The 19,063-nt window shown below is 68.5% G+C and carries 17 protein-coding genes; 10 read left to right on the top strand and 7 right to left on the bottom strand.

The window, feature by feature from the left end:
• Positions 1 to 2 precede the first annotated feature (2 nt).
• A complete protein-coding gene (gene ybaK / locus LFT46_RS08585) occupies positions 3 to 503 on the top strand; it encodes a Cys-tRNA(Pro) deacylase (protein ID WP_236802102.1) in 501 nt (166 codons plus the stop codon).
• Here the strand turns inward: ybaK and LFT46_RS08580 are convergent.
• From LFT46_RS08580 to LFT46_RS08570, 3 genes are read right to left on the bottom strand one after another with little or no spacing between them, the layout of a single operon-like run.
• Positions 486 to 1,340, bottom strand: a complete 855-nt coding sequence (locus tag LFT46_RS08580) for an SDR family oxidoreductase (RefSeq protein WP_236802101.1) — start codon at positions 1,338 to 1,340, stop codon at positions 486 to 488. The two genes, ybaK and LFT46_RS08580, sit on opposite strands and share 18 nt — an antisense overlap.
• A gap of 47 nt (positions 1,341 to 1,387) precedes the next feature.
• Positions 1,388 to 2,959 carry a succinic semialdehyde dehydrogenase gene (locus LFT46_RS08575; protein WP_236802100.1) on the bottom strand — a complete coding sequence of 524 codons (1,572 nt, stop codon included), beginning with the start codon at positions 2,957 to 2,959 and terminating at the stop codon, positions 1,388 to 1,390.
• Between the two features lies 1 nt (position 2,960).
• Positions 2,961 to 4,232, bottom strand: a complete 1,272-nt coding sequence (locus LFT46_RS08570; RefSeq protein WP_236802099.1) for an alpha/beta hydrolase family protein — start codon at positions 4,230 to 4,232, stop codon at positions 2,961 to 2,963.
• 158 nt (positions 4,233 to 4,390) lie between these two features.
• Between LFT46_RS08570 and LFT46_RS08565 the strand changes: the two genes are divergently transcribed.
• The 9 genes from LFT46_RS08565 to LFT46_RS08525 all read left to right on the top strand — a co-directional run bounded on the left by LFT46_RS08565 (position 4,391) and on the right by LFT46_RS08525 (position 14,535).
• Entirely contained in the window at positions 4,391 to 4,882 is a 492-nt protein-coding gene (locus tag LFT46_RS08565) for a hypothetical protein (RefSeq protein WP_236802098.1), read from the top strand.
• A 59-nt stretch (positions 4,883 to 4,941) separates the two neighbouring features.
• The gene (gene msrB, locus LFT46_RS08560) at positions 4,942 to 5,400 is read left to right on the top strand and encodes a peptide-methionine (R)-S-oxide reductase MsrB (RefSeq protein WP_236802834.1); all 459 of its coding nucleotides are present in this window, start codon (positions 4,942 to 4,944) and stop codon (positions 5,398 to 5,400) included.
• A 233-nt stretch (positions 5,401 to 5,633) separates the two neighbouring features.
• A complete protein-coding gene (locus tag LFT46_RS08555; RefSeq protein ID WP_236821829.1) occupies positions 5,634 to 7,001 on the top strand; it encodes a DUF6421 family protein in 1,368 nt (455 codons plus the stop codon).
• Positions 6,998 to 7,741, top strand: a complete 744-nt coding sequence (locus LFT46_RS08550) for an SDR family oxidoreductase (protein ID WP_236802097.1) — start codon at positions 6,998 to 7,000, stop codon at positions 7,739 to 7,741. The genes LFT46_RS08555 and LFT46_RS08550 overlap by 4 nt, the downstream gene beginning before the upstream one ends.
• Before the next feature lie 40 nt (positions 7,742 to 7,781).
• A complete protein-coding gene (locus tag LFT46_RS08545; RefSeq protein ID WP_236802833.1) occupies positions 7,782 to 8,879 on the top strand; it encodes a threonine aldolase family protein in 1,098 nt (365 codons plus the stop codon).
• A gap of 58 nt (positions 8,880 to 8,937) precedes the next feature.
• Positions 8,938 to 9,627: a DUF3000 domain-containing protein gene (locus LFT46_RS08540; protein ID WP_236802096.1), complete on the top strand. Its 690-nt coding sequence runs from the start codon at positions 8,938 to 8,940 to the stop codon at positions 9,625 to 9,627.
• 12 nt (positions 9,628 to 9,639) lie between these two features.
• Complete coding sequence (locus LFT46_RS08535) at positions 9,640 to 10,974, top strand: HRDC domain-containing protein (protein WP_236821828.1); 1,335 nt, start codon at positions 9,640 to 9,642, stop codon at positions 10,972 to 10,974.
• 121 nt (positions 10,975 to 11,095) lie between these two features.
• A complete protein-coding gene (locus tag LFT46_RS08530; protein ID WP_236821827.1) occupies positions 11,096 to 12,376 on the top strand; it encodes a thiolase family protein in 1,281 nt (426 codons plus the stop codon).
• The gene (locus LFT46_RS08525; protein WP_236821826.1) at positions 12,373 to 14,535 is read left to right on the top strand and encodes a 3-hydroxyacyl-CoA dehydrogenase NAD-binding domain-containing protein; all 2,163 of its coding nucleotides are present in this window, start codon (positions 12,373 to 12,375) and stop codon (positions 14,533 to 14,535) included. The genes LFT46_RS08530 and LFT46_RS08525 overlap by 4 nt, the downstream gene beginning before the upstream one ends.
• A gap of 45 nt (positions 14,536 to 14,580) precedes the next feature.
• On the opposite strand, the gene LFT46_RS08520 is transcribed toward LFT46_RS08525, so the two are convergent.
• The 4 genes from LFT46_RS08520 to LFT46_RS08505 form a co-directional block, all read right to left on the bottom strand.
• On the bottom strand, positions 14,581 to 16,185 hold the full coding sequence (locus tag LFT46_RS08520; RefSeq protein WP_236821825.1) for an ABC transporter ATP-binding protein: 1,605 nt from the start codon (positions 16,183 to 16,185) through the stop codon (positions 14,581 to 14,583).
• On the bottom strand, positions 16,178 to 16,966 hold the full coding sequence (locus LFT46_RS08515; protein ID WP_236821824.1) for an energy-coupling factor transporter transmembrane component T family protein: 789 nt from the start codon (positions 16,964 to 16,966) through the stop codon (positions 16,178 to 16,180). The genes LFT46_RS08520 and LFT46_RS08515 overlap by 8 nt, the downstream gene beginning before the upstream one ends.
• A gap of 9 nt (positions 16,967 to 16,975) precedes the next feature.
• A complete protein-coding gene (locus LFT46_RS08510; RefSeq protein WP_236821823.1) occupies positions 16,976 to 17,830 on the bottom strand; it encodes an ECF transporter S component in 855 nt (284 codons plus the stop codon).
• 201 nt (positions 17,831 to 18,031) lie between these two features.
• Positions 18,032 to 19,057, bottom strand: a complete 1,026-nt coding sequence (locus LFT46_RS08505; RefSeq protein WP_236821822.1) for a nucleoside hydrolase — start codon at positions 19,055 to 19,057, stop codon at positions 18,032 to 18,034.
• Positions 19,058 to 19,063: the final 6 nt, after the last annotated feature.

Raw genomic sequence — 19,063 nt, 5'->3', positions numbered from 1 at the left:
TCATGGCGCGCAGAAACTCAGCCCAGGGAACCCCGGCTACAGCGGCATTGACCGCGGCCGGGGTTCCCTTTGTGCTGCACCCGTACACCCACGATCCCTCCGCCACGAGCTACGGCGCCGAAGCTGCGCAGGCCCTGGGCATGGATCCGTCCCGCGTCTTCAAGACGTTGATGGTGGACGTTGAGGGCAGGCTCGCGGTGGGCATCGTTCCGGTGAGCGGGACCCTCGACCTGAAGGCCATGGCCGCTGCCATGGGCGCCAAAAAGGCTGCCATGGCCGATCCTGCTGCAGCCCAGCGGCGCACCGGATACGTCCTGGGTGGCATCTCCCCGCTGGGCCAGCGCCAGCCGTCCCCCACGGTGCTGGATTCCAGTGCCCTGGCCCTGGACACCGTGCTGGTGTCCGGCGGCAGGCGGGGCCTGGATATTGAGCTCGCCCCAACTGACCTGGTCCGCCTGACGGGCGCGGTCACCGCGCCCATCAGTTCACTTCCGGCCGGGTAAACCTCCGCCGTTCGCAGACTTTTCAGGACCAGTGTGCCGGCCGGTGAAATTGTCCATGGTCCGGTTGACTCCGAGGACGTCCATGAGCCGGTCAAAAACGCTGACCGGAAGGATACGGAGGACCGGAAGCAGGTTCACCAGGGGCGGCAGGACCAGCTTCCTGTGGCCGGCCTCGATGGCATCGAGGACCTTGGCGGCCACGTCCTCTTCCTGGAGGATCGGCAGGAGCATGGGCCAGCGGGTCTGGACGCCGGCGAACATCCCGGTGTCGATGTAATACGGGCACACCACCAGCGTGTTGACCCCGAGTTGGGCGGCACGGACCTCGGCGCGCAGAGACTCATTGAAGCCGAAGGCGGCGAACTTGCTGGCGGAGTAGTCAGTCTGCCGGGCGACCCCCACCAGTGCGGCGGCGCTGGCAACAGTGACGACGGTTCCGTGGCGCCGGCTTGCCATCCCGGCGAGGAACGCGCGCGTTACCCAATACAGCGCCATGACGTTGACCTTCATGGTCCGTTCGATGGCCTCATCCGTGGCATCAAGGAGCGGTTGGCCGCTGACCACCCCGGCATTGTTGACCAGGACATCCACGGGCCCGGCCGCGGCGGCGGCCGTCGCCACGGCTTCCCTGTCGGTGACGTCGACAATATGGGCCTCGGCCGACCCTCCTGCCGCGCGGATCTCGTCACGAACCGCTGCCCCTGCTTCAGCATCTAAATCCCAGATCACCACCCGGCTTCCGCGCCGCGCCGCTCCCAGCGCCAGGCGGCGGCCCAGCCCGCTTCCACCTCCCGTAATCAACAGTGTTGCCCCGGAAAGTCGGGTTCCTCTGGCCATGTCGGTTCTCCTGGTGTTTGGTGGAACGGGTGTGGGCAGGGCAAGCCCTACCGGCTGCGGGGGAAGCGGCCCATGAGGGTGACTGCGCCCTTCATGATTCGGGCGTAGGCGCGGTTGGACATGCCGGGGGTTGGCGCCACCCTGAGCAGCCGCTGCACGGCAACGGTTTGCGGCTCGGTGTATTTGAGGATGCCTTCCCGGCCGTGGCGGCGTCCGGCGCCGGAGTCCTTCATCCCGCCAATCGGCGCGTCATGGGAAGCCCAGGTTGCGGCATAGCCTTCGTTGACGTTGACGGTTCCCGTCAAAAGCCGGCGGCCCACCTCTTCCCCGTGGCGGGCAGACCAGACGCTGCCGTTCAGCCCAAAGTCGGAATCATTGGCCATTGCCACGGCTTCGTCGTCGTCCGCTGCCCGGTAGACGGCCACCACGGGACCGAACGTCTCCTCCCGGGCCAGGAGCATCTCCGGGGTGACTCCTGCCAGGACGGTGGGTTCGTAGAACAACGGTCCCAGGTCCGGCCGCCGCCGTCCGCCGGCGAGGAGTTGTGCCCCCTTGTCCAGCGCGTCCTGGACGTGGCGGTCCACGCGCTCCACCTGCGCCACGCTGATGAGTGACCCCATGCCGATGTCCCAGTCCGGTCCCGGGCCCATCCGGATCGCCTTCACCTGGTCCGTAAACGCCGCGAGGAAACCGTCATGCACGTCAGCATGGACGTAGATCCGTTCGATGCTCACGCACAGCTGCCCGGAGTTGGAAAAACAGGCGTGGACGGCGCCGCTGGCTGCTTTGGCAACGTCCGCATCGGCCAGCACCAGCATGGGGTTCTTGCCGCCAAGTTCGGCGGAGAAGCCGATCAGACGCTCACCGCATTGCCGGGCCACGGTCTTGCCGGTCTGCGAGGAACCGGTGAACATCAGGAAGTCCACCCGCCCGATCAAGGCGGGGCCAATCTCTGGGCCTGGTCCGGTGACGATCTGGAACAGGTCCGCTGGCAGGCCGGCCTCGCGGAGCAGTTTGAGCATCAGCAGGGCCGTGAAGGGCGTCTGGGAATCCGGCTTCAGGACGATGCCGTTGCCTGCCAGGAGGGCGGGCAGGGCGTCGGAGACCGCGAGGGTAAGCGGATAGTTCCAGGGGCTGATGACCCCCACCACTCCCTTGGGCACACGGTATTCGGTGGTGCGGGTCAGGACAGGGGCGGCCCCCTTCCGGCGCCGCGGCCCCAGGTACCGCTCGGCGCTGCGCTCGTAATAGTTGGCCGTCAGCACGACGTCCGCGAACTCCTCAAAGGCACTCAGCCGGGCCTTGCCGCTTTCGGCCTGCACCAGGTCCAGGATGTCCTGTTCCCGGTCCAGCAGCAGCCTGCGGAAGCTGCGCACCACCGCCCGGCGTTCGGTGACCGGGAGCCCGGCCCAACGCTGCTGGGCGAGGCGTGCGCGGTCAACGGCGGCGCCGACGTCGTCCGTGGTGCACACGGGCACTTCGCCCACCAGGGTCCCGTCGAAGGGGGCGTGGGAAGCCTGGCTTGGCCGGCCTGCTGCGGCCGCCACCAGTTGGGAAAGATCCGCAGCCAGGAGCCGCCCCCGGTCAATCAGCGCCCCGGTCCCCTGTTGTTTCGCCATGTCACGCCCCCGTTGCGGTGTGTTGTGCCGCTGATTCCGGGCCAGGCCTGGAACCGGGATTGAGGCGCGGCGCAAGCTGTTGACGGAGCCACGCCTTCACCAGCCGCTCCCAGCGTTCGGGATCGACGTTCCATTCCTTGGTGTGCCGCGCATGGTTGAACGTTTCGAAGGTCACCATCTCCGGGTTCCGTTCAGCCAGCAGGGCGGAGGGTCCGTACGGTACGTACTCGTCGTCGACGCTGTGGATGATGAGGGTGGGCGTCCGCAGTTCGACGGCCCGGGACACCCAGTCCATGACTTTGAGGTCCACTGGTGCGGACAGGCCGGTGAGCCTGCGTCCCAGTGGATGGCCCAGCATCAGCTGCCCGTACCTGCCCACCAGCGACGGGATCCGGTTCAGCTGCGCATGGTGCGCCAGGACGGTGACCCAGTCGATGACCGGCGCGTCGAGCACCATGGCCCGGATCAGGTGCCGGTGGCGGGAGAGGTCTGCGGTCTGCAGGCAGATGGCTCCGCCCATGGACCAGCCGAACAGGACCACTTCCTCGGCACCGTGGGCCAGGGCGTATTCGATGGCGGCTTCGATGTCCTGCCATTCCGTTGAACCCAGGCCATACCGTCCATCGTCAGCCGAGGGCGCCAGTCCGTCGTTCCGGTAGGACACCAGCAGGCTGGTCAGTCCCAGTTCCAGGGCCGGGCCCACGGCCCGGAGGGCCTCCTGCCGGGTGGCACCGCGGCCGTGCACCATGATGGCCCAGGTGCGGGCCGTTCCCTTGGCGCGCACCAGCCAGGCGGGCGCTTCGCCCCGCTCGACGGGAATCAGCACATCTTCGGCAGGAATCCCGACGGCGGCCGGGTCCGGGTAGGTGGCGCCGCTCCACCATCCCCAGCGCGCGGTCGAGAGGTCCCCGCTGTAGACGGCTTCGACCTCGCGCAGGACCGTCCGTTCCGCCGGTGAGTAGGAAATGATGCGGCCGATGCGCGCGTGGCCCTTGCCGCCGTCGAAAAAGAATCCATAGACCCCATCCACCGTGGTGTCATCGTTGGCAGCCAGGATCACCTGCTGCTTTTGCCCGTCACGGATCACGGCCAGCACTTCCTTGTCCGCCGCCCGTTGCCGGGCCGGGGTGATCACGCGGCGGGCGAAGTACACGGCGAGCGCTGAGGACCCTGCTCCCAGCAGGCTTGCCACCGAGCCGCCGGCAATCGCCCCGCCGATGGCCCACTTCGCCCCCGGCGACATGCCGCCGGAGTCCCGGGTGGGTGCAGTCATTGCAGGGCGCGCTCGCCGGAAAGGTGCCATGGGACTATTCTTACCGGCCCTGCCGCCGATACCTGCATTCCAGGACGGGACCGGCACGTCGCCCGGCGGCGTGCGGCGTGCACCGGAAGTGCAGTGCAGGCCTCCCCGCGCGGCGCTAGGCTAAGGCCATGAGTGATCCCATCGTCATCCTGACCGAAGAACCACTGGGCGCGGAAGACCGCCTGAACATTGAACGGCTGGTGGATGGCGGGGACAGCCGCCTGCTGGTCCTGGTGCCGGCAAACACGGAGCGGCACCTGCTGGTGGACTTCCTCGAAAACCTGTCCCTGCTGGACGTTGCCAAGGCATTCCGTGAGCTCGCGGCACGCAACCCGGACGCCGCCGTCGAACGGGCCCACGCGGACGAAACCCTTGCGGCATCACTTGCTGCGCTGGAGGGGCTGGGTTCCGGGGTGACCGGCCAGGTGGTGGACGGCAAGGCCGTGGACAGCCTGGTGGCCAAGGTCCGGGAAACCGGAGCGTCCCAGGCCGTGGTGATCACCAGGCCGCATGCCGTGGCCGACACCTTCCACACGGACTGGGCCAACAAGGCACAGGACCAGCTGGGCGTCCCTGTGCTCCATCTGTACGCCGGTTCGGGATTTATCGGCGACTCCTGAGCGTTGGAAATGCTATGAGCATCTTTGGAAACAGCATCTTCGGTAACAAGGCAACGGACATGATTGGTGGCGGCCAGGAAAACGCCGCACCGGCAAACGCGGTCCAGAAAACCGACGCCCAGTGGCGGGAGGAGCTGACCCCGGAGGAGTACCACGTCCTCCGCCAGGCCGGGACGGAACGGCCTTACACCGGCGAGTACTGGGACACCCATACCGAGGGCGTGTACCAGTGCCGTGCCTGTGGTGCCGAACTGTTCACCAGCAACGAGAAGTTCGATTCGCACTGCGGCTGGCCCTCCTTCTGGGCTCCGCTGGCTGAGGGGAAGGTCCGCTACATCCACGACCGCACCCTGGGTATGGAACGGATCGAGGTGCGGTGCGGGTCCTGCGACTCCCACCTGGGCCACGTGTTCGAGGGCGAGGGCTATGGCACACCCACCGACCAGCGCTACTGCATCAATTCGGTGTCCCTCCGGCTGGTCAGCAAGGACGACGCCGAAGGCGGTTCGCAAGGCTAAGGCGCACCCCCGGCCCCCGGGCCAGGCGGGCCCAGGCGCACCATCACAGGCCAAGCACCAAGCAAGGCCTCCCCAGCCCCCGCGCTGTTCCAACAGCCGGGGGCTGGTCTCGTACCAGGCCCGCACCCACCGAGCATAAGTATTTCTTACTCATCCCCCCTTCGGGCATAAGCCGTTCTTGCCGCTTGTTACGCTCACCAGAGAGACGCAAGCACCCAGAAAGGCAGCCGACGATGACAGAGACCCTGACCACCGCTGTTACCGGTATTTCCCCCCAGAACCAGGACTGGCTCCGCCTGAAGACGGCAGCCACGGCGCTGCAGGCGCTGCAGGTCAAGGACGGGTCCATCCCGGACCCTGCCGATCACATCGGGGCAGCCGGCCACGTGGAAACCATCGTGACGGCGATCAGGGCCCTGTCCCCCGCCTTCCCGCACGACGCCGCTTACCTCGAGGCTGCCTGCGCCGACTTCGAGGCATGGGCCGCCGGCGGCTTTGCGGTGCCGGACTTCCTGTCCTCCTTGCTGGCGTTCCAGCCGCAGGAACTGCGCCAGGACGGCCTGCAGCACCTGGTGGTCTTTCCCATGTACACCCAGAACGGCAGCAGCAACCGCCTGGTGGAGGCCGTGCTGGTCGAGGTGATCTGGCCGGAGTTCATCAACGGGCTGGAAGCAGGGGAATACTCCAACAAGCTGTTCGTCCCCATCCGGTTCGTCGACTTCACCCCGGGCTACGACACGAACTCTGCCGTCCTGTTCCCCGAGACGGTGGCGGTCAGCCAGACCCCTACCTTTACCTGGGGTGCCATCTTCGCCGACCGCGAGGCCGCCCGGTTCCGCCGCGTCCTGAAGGCCGCCGCCGAGATCACCTCCCTGGAGCTGCCGGAAGGCGCCGCGGAACTCCTGGCGGACCAGGACCTCACCGAGGCCACCTTCGTGATGTGGGACCTGATCCACGACCGGACCCACATGCGCGGCGACCTGCCGTTCGACCCCTTCATGATCAAGCAGCGGATGCCCTACTTCCTGTATTCGCTGGAGGAACTGCGCTGCGACCTCACCGCTTTCCGCGAGTCTGTGCGGATCGAAAAGGACGAGGACGCCGACCCCGAAGCCCGGCGGCACGCGAAGCTGGTGCAGTACGCCATCATCTTCGACCGCATCTTCCGCTTCGCCATCACCGGCAGCCGGATCCGCAACTACGACGGCCTGGGCGGCCAACTCCTGTTCGCGTGGCTGCACCAGCAGCACGTGCTGCACTGGACGGACACGCGGCTTACCATCGACTGGGATGAGGTGGCGGACGCCGTCATCGCTTTGGGAGCCGGCATCGACGAACTGTACTGGCGTTCCATCGACCGGCCCAAGACCGCCCACTGGCTGGCGGCCTATAAGCTGGTGTCCGCCACCGTCACCCCGAACCCGGCCTCCGTGTGGGCCAAGGGCCCCGATGCACTGCCGTTGGCGGGGACACCCCGCGGCCTCACGGACCAGGTCTTGGATGACGAATTCCCGCTGTCCATGTTCTACGAGGCACTGGAGAAGAAGATGCGCCCGGTTATTGAGTCCACCGCCGGCATCACCGGCCGTTCCGCGCTGTGACAAGTACGGCCACAGGCGCCGCGACTGGCTCTGCGCCGGCGCGCGTCCTGGTCACGGGCGGCAGCGGCGCCTCGGGGATCGCCGTGGCCCGCGCCCTCGCCTCGGCCGGCCACCGCGTGGCGACGGTGGGCTCGGATGAGGCCAGGATCAGGGCGGCCGCGGAGAAAGCGGGCGACGGCGTCACCCCCTTCACGTGCGACCTGGCGGATTTGGAAAATGTCAGGAAGCTGCGCGGCGAGGTCGGCGCAGCCTTCGGGCCCGTGGACGCCGTGATCCACCTGGTGGGTGGCTGGCGCGGGGCCAAAGGGATCCCCGACCAGACCGACGACGACTGGGACTTCCTGGAACGCGGCGCCGTCACCACGCTGCGGAACGTGTCGCGGGTCTTCTTCGAAGATATCGCGGCGTCCGCCTCCGGCAGGGTTGCGATAGTGTCGTCCACCGCGCTGGACAAGCCCACCGCGGCAGTAGCCAGCTATGTCGCAGCGAAGGCAGCGGCGGAAGCCTGGACCATGGCCGTAGCCGACGGCTTCCGCCGGGCGTCCGAGGCCGGCGGCGGCAACGCCGCTGCCACCATCCTGGTGGTCAAGGCGCTGGTGGACGACGAACTCCGCCGCGCCCACCCGGAGCGGAAGTTCCCGGGAGCGACGGACGTAGCCGACCTTGCTGCCGCCGTCGTACGGCTTTTCGACACCCCGTCCACCGAACTCAACGGTGCCCGGCTCCGGCTGGCGGACTGACGGCCGTGACTGTCCCTAAACTGAAAGCGTGAGCAACCCTATGACGACAACAGCAGAAACCGGCACGGCGCTGCGGCTGCACGATCCCAACGTGCGCGGCTTCGCTTCGGACAACTATTCCGGCGTCCACCCTGAGGTTTTGGCGGCCCTGGCCGCGGCCAATGAAGGGCACCAGGTCTCCTACGGCGAAGACGACTACACCGCACGGCTGCAGGAACTGATGGTTGAGCACTTTGGGCCCGGCATTGAATGCTTCCCGGTGTTCAACGGCACCGGAGCCAACGTCCTGTCCCTGCAGTCGCTGCTCCCCCGCTGGGGTGCCGTGGTCTGTGCCTCCACCGCCCACATCAACATGGACGAAAACGGTGCTCCGGAACGCATCGGCGGCCTCAAGCTCCTGCACGTTCCCACCCCCGACGGCAAGCTGACCCCCGAACTGATTGACCGGGAGGCCTGGGGCTGGGGCGACGAGCACCGGGCCCAGCCGCTGGCCGTGTCCATTACCCAGACCACGGAACTGGGCACCTGCTACACACCGGAAGAGATACGCGCCATTGCCGACCACGCGCACGCCAAAGGCATGAAGCTGCATATGGACGGCGCGAGGCTGGCCAATGCGGCCGCCCACCTTGGCGTGCCCCTGCGCGCCTTCACCAGGGACGCCGGGGTAGACATCCTGTCCTTCGGCGGCACCAAGAACGGACTGCTCTTTGGCGAAGTGGTCGTGGCGCTGAACCCGGAAGCAGCCCACGGCCTGCTCTACCTGCGCAAGATGGACATGCAGCTCGCCTCCAAGATGCGCTTCATGTCCGCCCAGTTCATCGCTTTGCTGGAAGGCGACCTGTGGCTGCGCTCGGCCGCGCACGCCAACGCCATGGCTGCCCGGCTCCGCGCCGCCGTCGACACCATCGACGGCGTACGGCCCACCCAGAAGACCGAATCCAACGGCGTCTTCGCCGTCCTGCCTCCCGGTGTGGCGGACAGGCTGCGCAACTCCTTCCGGTTCTACGACTGGGACGAAGCCACAGGGGAAGTCCGGTGGATGTGTTCCTTTGACACCACCGAGGAGGACGTTGATGCCTTTGCCGCAGCAATCCGCCATGAGCTCCGGGATTACCGGGACCCGCAGGCCGGCTGAGCGTCCGCTGACGGCGAGCCTTCCTGCCCCGCACCGCCCCGCACCGTAATCTGCCAAGGTGAACGCACTTGACCAGGTTCCCCCGGATTTTCTCCATGCCTTGGGAACCCTCAGGAAAGCCCGGTGCCGCAAGGAACTGCGGCTCGCGGAGATCCCTGCCCCTGCACGCCTGGCACCCTTCGCCGTCGCGCTGGGCGCCGAAGTCATGGCGCCCGGCGTTGCTACGCCTTCCACCCCCGTGCACGGACCGGCGGCGCTGGCCTTCGCCGCCGCCTCCGGAACGGCCGGCCCTGCGGCGGATGAGGACGAAACGGAACTCGCCACCGGGCGCTTCATCCTGCTGCACGACCCCGAGGGCTCCGCGGTGTGGGGCGGGGAATTCCGCATCGTCACCTACATCCGCGCCGAGCTGGAACCGGAGATGGGTAACGACCAGATGCTGGGGACCGTGGCGTGGACCTGGCTGGTGGAGGCACTGGAAAACCACAAGGCCGGCTACCGGGCAGCGGGCGGCACCGCAACCCGGGTCCTCTCCGAAAGCTTCGGCACCCTGGCGGAGCGGCCGGGGTCGATCGACATCGAACTCCGGGCCTCCTGGACCCCCGATTCCTCCGACGTCCAGGCCCACCTTGAGGCCTGGTCCGACATGGTGTGCACGTTCGCCGGCCTCCCACCGCTGCCCGACGGCGTCACCGCGCTCCCGCCCCGGCGCCGAAGCCAACAGAACGGTTATGGCACAGCCCGGTAAACTGGGGGCATCATGACCCTAAACACTCCGGAAAACACCACAGCCGGCGTCCCGGCTGCTGCTGCCGCACCCCACATCACCGTGGAGGGCTTTGACAGCCCCATCCCCGAAATCATCGACCTTGACGCTCCACGGGATGGCGTTCCGCTGGTTATCGAGACCCAGTCCGGCCTGGAGCGCTGCGCCGCTGCCATCGCCGCCGGGACCGGACCCGCGGGCGTGGACGCCGAACGCGCTTCCGGCTTCCGCTACGGGCAACGCGCCTTCCTGGTGCAGATCCGCCGCGAGGGCGCCGGCACATGGTTGATCGATCCGGAGCCGTTCGGAAACCTGGAGATTATCAACGACGCCCTGCGCGGCGTCGAATGGATCCTGCACGCTGCCAGCCAGGACCTGCCCTGCCTGTCCGAGCTGGGCATGTGGCCGGACAAGCTCTTCGACACCGAACTCGCCGCCCGGCTTGCGGGGCTGCCCCGCGTAGGGCTGGCCGCGGTCATCGAACAGCTGCTGGGGTTCGGGCTGGCCAAAGAGCACTCCGCGGCCGACTGGTCCACCCGCCCACTGCCTGAGCCATGGCTGCGCTACGCTGCACTTGACGTCGAAGTCCTGGCCGAACTGCGCGAGGAACTCATCGAACTGCTGCAGGCCAACGGAAAACTGGAGTACGCCGAGCAGGAATTCGCAGCCATCCTGGCAGCCGGCATCGCTCCCCCGCGCGTGGACCCGTGGCGCAAGACCTCCGGCCTGCACCAGATCCGCGACCGCCGCCAGCTCGCCGCGGTCCGCGAGCTGTGGCTGGAACGCGATTCGCTGGCGCAAAAACGCGACGTGGCCCCCGGCAGGCTGCTTCCCGATTCAGCCCTTGTGGCAGCGGCGAAGGCCATGCCGGCCACTGTTCCGCAACTGCTCACCACCAAGGGGTTCCACGGCCGAGCCGCACAGCGCGAAGCTCCCCGCTGGCTGCGCTGCATCTCTGCGGCCCGCGCCTTGGAGGAACTGCCTCCGCTGCACCTGGCCACCAACGCTCCGCCGCCGCCCCGGGTCTGGGCTGACCGGGATCCGGAAGCAGCCGCCCGCCTGGCCACGGCCCGGCCCCTGCTCCAGGCGAAAGCCGAGGAACTGGACCTGCCGCTGGAAAACCTCTTGACGCCGGACTACCTGCGGCGGGTGGCGTGGCGGCCGCCGGCCGAGGTCACGGTGGATTCGATCGCCGCAGAGCTGCTGGCGCTCGGCGCCCGAACGTGGCAGGTTGAACTCACCGCTCCCCTGATCGCCGGTGCGTTCCTTGACCCGCAGCCGCTGCCGCCCAAGGAGGCCAAGGCGCCTGCAACGGCGGGCGGCCAGTAGCCCGCGCGATTCCAGCCCTTGCAGGCTAAGTTACTCACGAGTAACATCGAGGTGACCCACGTCAGGCTGCTGCCGTCCTTCGGCATGCACCGGCGCGTTACGTCTCGATGAGGAGTTACACGTGAGCCAGCACGGAAGCGGCGCATCCCAGCGCACTGTCCGCGACGTCGTCTTTGTGGACGGCATCCGCACACCCTTCGGCAGGGCCGGCGAGAAAGGAATCTACGCCGGAACCCGGGCCGACGACCTGATCGTGAAATGCATCCGCGGCCTGCTGCGCCGCAACCCGTCCCTCCCGCCGGAGCGGATCGATGAGGTGGCCATTGCCGCCACCACCCAGACCGGCGACCAGGGCCTCACGCTGGGCCGGACCGCGGCCCTGTTGGCCGGCCTGCCCCGCTCCGTCCCCGGGTTCGCCATCGACCGCATGTGCGCCGGCGCCATGACTGCTGTCACGACGACGGCCGGCGGCATCGGCTTCGGCGCCTACGATGTGGTGATTGCCGGCGGCGTGGAGCATATGGGCCACCATCCGATGGGCTCCGGGGCGGACCCCAATCCGCGGTTCATGTCCGAACGCCTGGTGGACCCTGCGGCCCTGAACATGGGCAACACTGCAGAGAACCTGCACGACCGCTTCCCCGCCATCACCAAGCAGCGCACCGACGCGTACGCGGTGGCCTCGCAGGACAAGCTGGCAGCCGCCTACCAGGACGGGCAGATCCAGCCCGACTTGGTTCCCGTCGCCGCCCGCAAGCCCGGCGAGGGTTGGACGGTGCACAGCAAGGACGAGCCTCCCCGGCCCGGCACCACCCTGGACGACCTGGCCGGGCTGCGCACGCCGTTCCGCGCACACGGCCGGGTCACCGCCGGAAACGCGGCCGGCCTCAACGACGGTGCAACTGCGGCGGTCCTGGCTTCCTCCGACGCCGCCGCAGAACTGGGCCTGCCGGTGAAGATGCGGCTGGTCAGCTACGCCTACGCCGGCGTGGAGCCCGAAGTCATGGGCATCGGCCCTGTCCCCGCCACCGAAAAGGCGCTGCAGAACGCAGGACTGACCATTGATGACATCGGCCTGTTCGAAATCAACGAGGCATTCGCCGTCCAGGTCCTGAGCTTCCTGGACCATTACGGCATTGCCGACGACGACCCCCGGGTCAACCGGTACGGCGGCGCCATTGCGGTGGGCCACCCGCTCGCTTCCTCCGGCGTGCGGCTGATGATCCAGCTGGCCCGCCAATTCGAGGAAGACCCGTCCGTCCGTTACGGGATCACCACCATGTGCGTCGGCCTGGGCATGGGCGGCACCGTGATCTGGGAAAACCCGCACCACCCCGACTACAGTGGAACCCCCTCCGGCGAGACCGCCGCCGCTACCGTTTCCGAAGGAGCCCTGGCATGAGCGCCGCAGACTTCCGCAAGTTGGCCGACCTCTTCCCCAACGAAACCGTGACCCATTCCTACGTGCAGGACATCACCCTCCCGGCCACGGCAGGAAAACCAAGCCCCGGCACCTTCGCCCTGGTCACCCTGGACAACGACCTGGACCACACCAAGCCCACCACCCTGGGCCCCAACACCCTGGTGGAGCTGGGGACCGTGCTGGAGGGCCTGCGGGACCGCGCGGCCCGCGGCGAAATCGTGGGCGTCGGCGTCACCGGCAAGCCGCATTACCTGGTGGCCGGCGCGGACCTCTCCGCCGTGAAGTCACTGGAAAAACGCGAGCACGGACTGTGGATGGCACAGCTGGGCCATGACGTCTACGCCACACTGGCCAACCTGGGCGTCCCCAGCTTCGCGTTCATCAACGGCGCTGCCCTGGGCGGGGGCCTGGAGATCGCCCTGCAGTCTACTTACCGCACGGTCTCCACGGGGGCCGGCGCCCTGGCGCTGCCGGAGGGATTCCTTGGCCTGGTGCCCGGCTGGGGCGGCGTCTACATCCTGCCCCGCCTGGTGGGTCCGGAGAACGCGGTCAAGGTCATGATCGAGAACCCGCTCAGCAACAACCGGACCCTCACCGGCACCCAGGCCTTCGCCATGGGCATCGCGGACGCCGTCTTCGAGCCCGCCGACTTCCTGGAACAGTCACTGGCCTGGGCAGCCGGCGTCATCTCCGGCGAGGTGGTCCCGGAGCGGCCCAACGCCGTCGACCCTTCCTCCCCCGACGCTGCGGCCCGCTGGACCGCCGCGGTTGAAGGCGGCCGCAGGTTCGTGGAGGGCAAGACCTCCAATGCCTCCCCGGCCCCCGCCAAGGTCCTGGAACTCCTCGAGGCCAACCGGACCATGACGGCCGCGGAATCCGCCGCCCTGGAATGCGAGACGCTGGCCGGACTCATGCAGACGGACGAGTTCCGTTCCACGGTCTACGCGTTCCTGGACCTGGTGCAGAAGCGTGCCAAGCGCCCCGCCGGAGCCCCCGACCGCAAGCTGGCCCGCCCTGTCACCAAGGTGGGCGTGGTGGGCGCCGGGCTGATGGCCGGCCAGCTGGCACTGCTGTTCGCCCGCCAGTTGAAGGTGCCGGTGGTCCTGACCGACATCGACCAGGCGCGGGTGGACAAGGGCGTGGCCTACGTCCATGCCGAGGTGGACAAGCTGCTGGCCAAGCAGCGTGTCAGCCAGGACGCCGCCAACCGCACCAAGGCACTGGTGACGGGATCGGTGTCGAAAGAGGTGTTCGCGGACGCCGACTTCGTGATCGAGGCCGTCTTCGAGGAACTGCACATCAAGAAGCAGGTGTTCGCCGAGCTGGAGGGGATCGTGGGGCCGGAGTGCATCCTGGCCACCAACACGTCCTCCCTGTCCGTGACGGAGATGGCCGCCGACCTGCAGCACCCCGAGCGGCTGGTGGGTTTCCACTTCTTCAACCCGGTCGCCGTCATGCCGCTCCTGGAGATCGTCCGGGCCCCGCGGACCGATGACGCTGTCCTGGCCACCGCCTTCGAACTGGCCAAAGCCCTGAAGAAGACGGGCGTTCTGGTCAAGGACGCCGCGGCGTTCGTGGTCAACCGCATCCTGCTCCGGCTCATGGGCGAAGTGACGGCTGCGTTCGACGAAGGCACTCCGGCGGAGGTGGCAGACACCGCGCTGCGTCCCATGGGCCTGCCTATGACGCCTTTCACGCTGCTGGCCATGGTGGGCCTGCCGGTGGCACAGCACGTCCAGGAATCGCTGCATGCAGCTTTCGGGGAGCGCTTCCCGGTGTCCGACAACCTGAAGAAGCTCATCGACAACAACGTCAAGGCGTTGTGGGAGGCTGCGCCGGACGGCTCGCGGGCCATCCCGGCTTCCACGTTGGAGCTGATGTCCTTCGGTACCAGCCCTTCCACCGGAGAGCAGGTGCTGCACCGCGTCCAGGATGCCCTGGCTGAGGAAATCGGACTCATGCTGGACGAGGGCGTCGTGGCAGGGCCCGAGGACATCGACCTTTGCATGATCCTTGGCGCGGGCTGGCCCATGTTCCTGGGCGGCATCACGCCGTACCTGGACCGCGTGGGCGCCTCGGAACGGGTCAACGGCAAGCGTTTCCTGGCCCCCGGCGTCGCCTCACCGGCGCAAGGCTAGCAGCGGCAGGCTGCCTGGCCCGCAAGGGCCAGGCAGCACACGCGGTCAGGCCGGCACCAGCCGGCCGCCGTCGAGCGCCAGAATGCGGTCCGCCGCCGAGCGTGCATAGGCCAGGTCATGGGTAACCAGCACGACGGCGGCGCCCCCCGCCGCTGCTGACCGTACGGCGGCGTCGAGCAGGGCCAGCCCGTCCGCATCCAGCGCCACGGTGGGCTCGTCCAGCGCCAGGACGGCGGGCTTGCGGGCCAGGACGGTAGCCAGGGCCAGGAGGCGCTGGGCTGACGCCGGCAGCTCGGCCGGATGGTCTTCAGCCGCAGCCGCCAGGCCCACCGCCTGCAGTGCCGAGGCGGCACGGTCCTTCGCCGCTGCCGGGCCCACCAGGCGGTCCAGCCCGAAGCTGACCTCCCGGTGCACGGTCCGCTCAAACAACTGGTCACGCGGCTGCTGGAACAGCAGGCCCACCGCGGCCGCCGTCCTCCCCACCGGGGTTCCGGCGATGTCAGCGCCGCCGACTGCCACGCTGCCCGATGTGGGCCGCAGCAGGCCGTTGAAGTGCCGCAGGAGGGTCGACTTGCCGGCGCCGTTGGGTCCGGTCACGGCCACGATCTCCCCCGGATGGACGACCAGGTTTATGTCCTGCAGCACCGGGGTTGAGGGTTTCCGCCTTAATACTTTCCGCTGTCTCCTGCCCCTGGGCGGTGCCGGGTAGCCGAAAGACACGCCCTGCAACTGCAGCGAAGGGGCACCACGCTTGACTGTCAGTGTCCGCGGAAGGGAGCTTGCCGGAGCCTGCACGGTGCCAGGGCGCCGGATCGATGCCGGCAGCGACCCTGGACTGCTTTCCATGGCCGCCGGCGGACCGCTGGCGGTGACCGTACCGTCCGACAGCACCAGCCAGGAGCCGGCACCCTGCAGCAGGGGATCAATGGTCTGGCTGAGGATCACGACGGCGGTGCCGCGGTTCAGGAGGTCGCGTACCAGGGCTGCAAGCTCCGCAGTCCCTGCCGCGTCCAGGGAGGCCAAAGGCTCGTCCATGACCAGTACCGGCGGCCCGGCGATGATCGCGCAGCCAATGGCCAGGCGGCGCAGTTGGCCACCGGAGAGCCGTGCCGGGTCCTCGTCCAGTTTGCTCCGCAGTCCCAGCAGCCCCACGGTGCGTTCCACCGCCGCCACCATGGCGCCGCGCTCGATCCCGGCGTTTTCCAATCCGAACGCCAGCTCCTCGGCCACCGTCGCCCGGACGGTGGACAGCACAGTGGCGGGGTCCTGCGGGACGAAACCCACCTGGCGGCCCCACTCGGCGGGATTGATCCGCGGATCCCCCGGGCCGCCGTCGAACTCCAACCTGGTGCCTGACAGCTCAAGGAATCCTGACAGGGTCCCATGGCCGCCCGGTGGCAGCCAGCCGGCCAGGAGACGGCCCATGGTGGATTTGCCGCTCCCCGAGGCGCCCAGGACGGCTGTGAAGGACCCGGGCGGAAAGGAAACACCCACCTCCCGCAGTGCCGGGGCTTGCCCGTCATGGAAGGTGAAATGCCGGATCCCGGCCGCGAGCACAGGCGCGGCAGCAGCACTGTCATTGCCCGCACTACTGTCATTGCCCGCCTTGCCTGCGTTCCGTGGGCCTTCCGTGGCCATGCGCTCAGCCACCCGGACCTGCCTGCACCAGGCGGAGCACCACCGCTGCCAGGGCCATCAACACCAGGACCGCGCGTGCGGCCCGCTGCAGCCTGGAATCAGGAACCTCGCGGAAGCTGGTCCGTGGGCCGGGATTGCTCAGTCCCCGCGCCTCCAAAGCCGCCGCCCTGGTTCCGGCATCCTCGATCAGCGACAGCACCAGGGGGACGGCCTGCAGCCGGAACGCGTCAACCCGGGACACCAGGCTGCGGGTGACCACCAGGCCACGTGATTCCTGGGCCTGCCGGATCCGTTGTGCGCGTGCGGTGATGGCAGGCAGCAAGGTCAGGGTGGACGCCAGCACGAATGCGAACCGGCCCTGCACGCCGCGGGCGGACAACGCGGCCACAAGGTCAGGCACCCTAACGCTGAAGGAAAACAGCAGCAGCGCCAGAACGACGGCGGCCAGCTGCAGGATCCGCCGGCCCGCGAAGTCCAGGCCCTCTGCCGTGATGCGGGCAGGTCCCCACTCGGCCAGGACCGTGCGGCCTTCAGGGAAAAACAATCCGTGCAGGACAAGCAGTGACAGGCCAAGCGGAACCAGGACCGCTGCGGCCGCCGGCAGCACGCGGCGGGCTGTGCCACCTGCCAGCGACAGGCCAAGCGACGCGGCAACCACGGCGACTGACAGCTGCCAGCTTGCTGCCGCCGTCGTAATGGCCGCCGTGCTGCCGGCAGCCGCCAGCAGGGTCAGCGGATTAAGCCGCGTCCGCCTGGCGCCCGCCGCGGTCCTGCCTGCCGGGGATGCTGTCACAGGGTCCGGTCAGCCTTTCGCAGCTGTACCCGGGGCCGGGGCGTCCGTGCGGGCCTCGGCAGACGAGGCGTCTCCGGCAAGGACTCGGTGGCGCCGGATGAACGGGAACTGCTGGCGTGCCCGGCGGGGCAGCGCGTAGGCCAGGATGGCGACGATGGTGAACACGATCGCCTTGTCCATGGGATCGGAGATCAAGGCCTGCTTCGTGATGGCACCCAGCAGGCTGTCCCCCATGGCCCGGAAGGCGCTGACGATGGCGCCCGTCGCCACACCGGAGGTTCCGCCGAAAACGAAGGCGGCCACCGGAGCGGAGACCACGCCCGCGACGATCCCGGTGATGAAGCCGGCGATCGGAGCCAGGTAGAAACGGCGGAACAGTCCGTAGCGTGCCGCTAGTCCTGCCAGGCAACCGATGAGCGCGGCGCCGGCAGCGAACGGCAGCACCGTGGGGTTGAAGAAGGACCAGACGATGCTGCTGAGGGCACCGGTGGCTGCGCCGGCTGCCGGTCCGGCCAGGACTGCGATCAGCACCGTGCCGATGGCATCGAGGTAGAAGGGCACCAGGGTGCTGCCGACAAACTGCCCCAGCACGATGTTGAGGACCAGGGCCACGGGGATCAGCACCAGGGTGGACGCGGGCAGGGTGGGCAGGACGGCGACGATCAGCAGGACGGCCCCCGCAAGGAAGCCGGTGAGGGCAATCAGGGCGGACGCGCTGCCCGGGCCGCCGGTGATATCGGCCGGCTGGTTGAGCACAAGGTAGATGTAGGTGGCGGCGATGGCCAGGGCGCCGAGGATCTCCAGCAGGCGGCGGCGCGCCGGTGAGCGTTCCTGTGACGGGAGCGTCAGAGAGGGCGATGACATGGGGAATGTTCCTTTGGGGTGCAGGCAGTGGCCCGGCCAGTACCGGGCCGGAGTGTGGCTGCCTATGTCACCTCGGCAGCAGCCGGCGGCAACTGCGCCGGGCCGGTCCGGTGCCCATTCTACCGGCCATTCCCCGGCAGCGTCCCGTGGAGGACCACCACCCGGTGCAGCCCGTTTTACCCCTGTTCGCCTGCCCTCCGGCTACCCCACGCGGCGGGCCAGTCTCCCGACGGCGGACACCAGCTCACCAAAGGCCTGCCGGGGGTTGTTCCCGGACACCACCCGGGCGTTCGGCGGCGCGCCCCAGAGCCCGCGGAAGTCAGCCACGGTGGTCCCCACCAGGAGCGGTGAGTCCGTTTCCACGTCCACGGTGGCGGGCCGGGCGGTGTACTCGAGCGTGCCGGCGGCGACTCCGGCGGCGAAAAAATCGTGGACGTGGGCCAGGTACCCCTGGTCGTAATGCCGGTGGAATTCGAAGTAGAAGCGGAGCGCATCCGACAGGTGCCTGACCAGGCTGTTGTCGGAGGTGCTGCGCCGGCCCTCCGGGTCTTCGGGGAGAACCAGTTCAGGGACGGTGGCCCCGGCGGCCTCGGCAAGCGCCTGGACGTGGGCAGGGTGCAACTCCATGCGCTCCGTGGTGTCCAAAGAGCAGACTATGGGCAGCTTCTCCTCCGGCCGGCCCCGGTATGCGGCGTACACCTCCTTCGCGGCGTGGGGATCCACGTGGGTGTTCCACTCGGCCGTGGGCGTGGTGTTGCCCTGGTGGTAGAAGGCACCACCCATGATCACCACCTTGGCCAGGAGATCGGGAAGTTCCGGTTCCTTCCGCAGCGCCAGGGCGAAGTTGGTCAGCGGGGCCGTGATCAGCGCAGTGAGTTCCCCCGGCCGGGCCCTGGCGTGTTCGATCCAGAGGTCCACGGCGTTCCGGGTGCTGAGCTGCCCCGATGGTTCAGGCAGCACGGCGTAGCCGATGCCCTGGGGTCCGTGGGTTTCGGGGGTGGTGAGCAGCGGGATGGACAGCGGCTTGCGCGCCCCTACCGCCACCTCTACTCCGGGCCGGCCGCACAGTTCCAGCAGCGCCAGGGTGTTGCGGGCCACCTGGTCCGCGTCCACGTTCCCCGGCGTGGCCGTCACCGCCACGAATTCGGTGTCCGGGAGGGCGGCAAGGTAGGCAAGCGCCAGGGCGTCGTCGATGCCGGTATCGACATCCAGCAGGTAGGCGGGCACGGCTGC

Source organism: Arthrobacter sp. FW306-07-I, assembly GCF_021800405.1.
GTDB lineage: Bacteria > Actinomycetota > Actinomycetes > Actinomycetales > Micrococcaceae > Arthrobacter.
The sequence above is the reverse complement of the archived record's forward strand: the minus strand, read 5'-3'. Positions and strand labels throughout refer to the sequence as shown.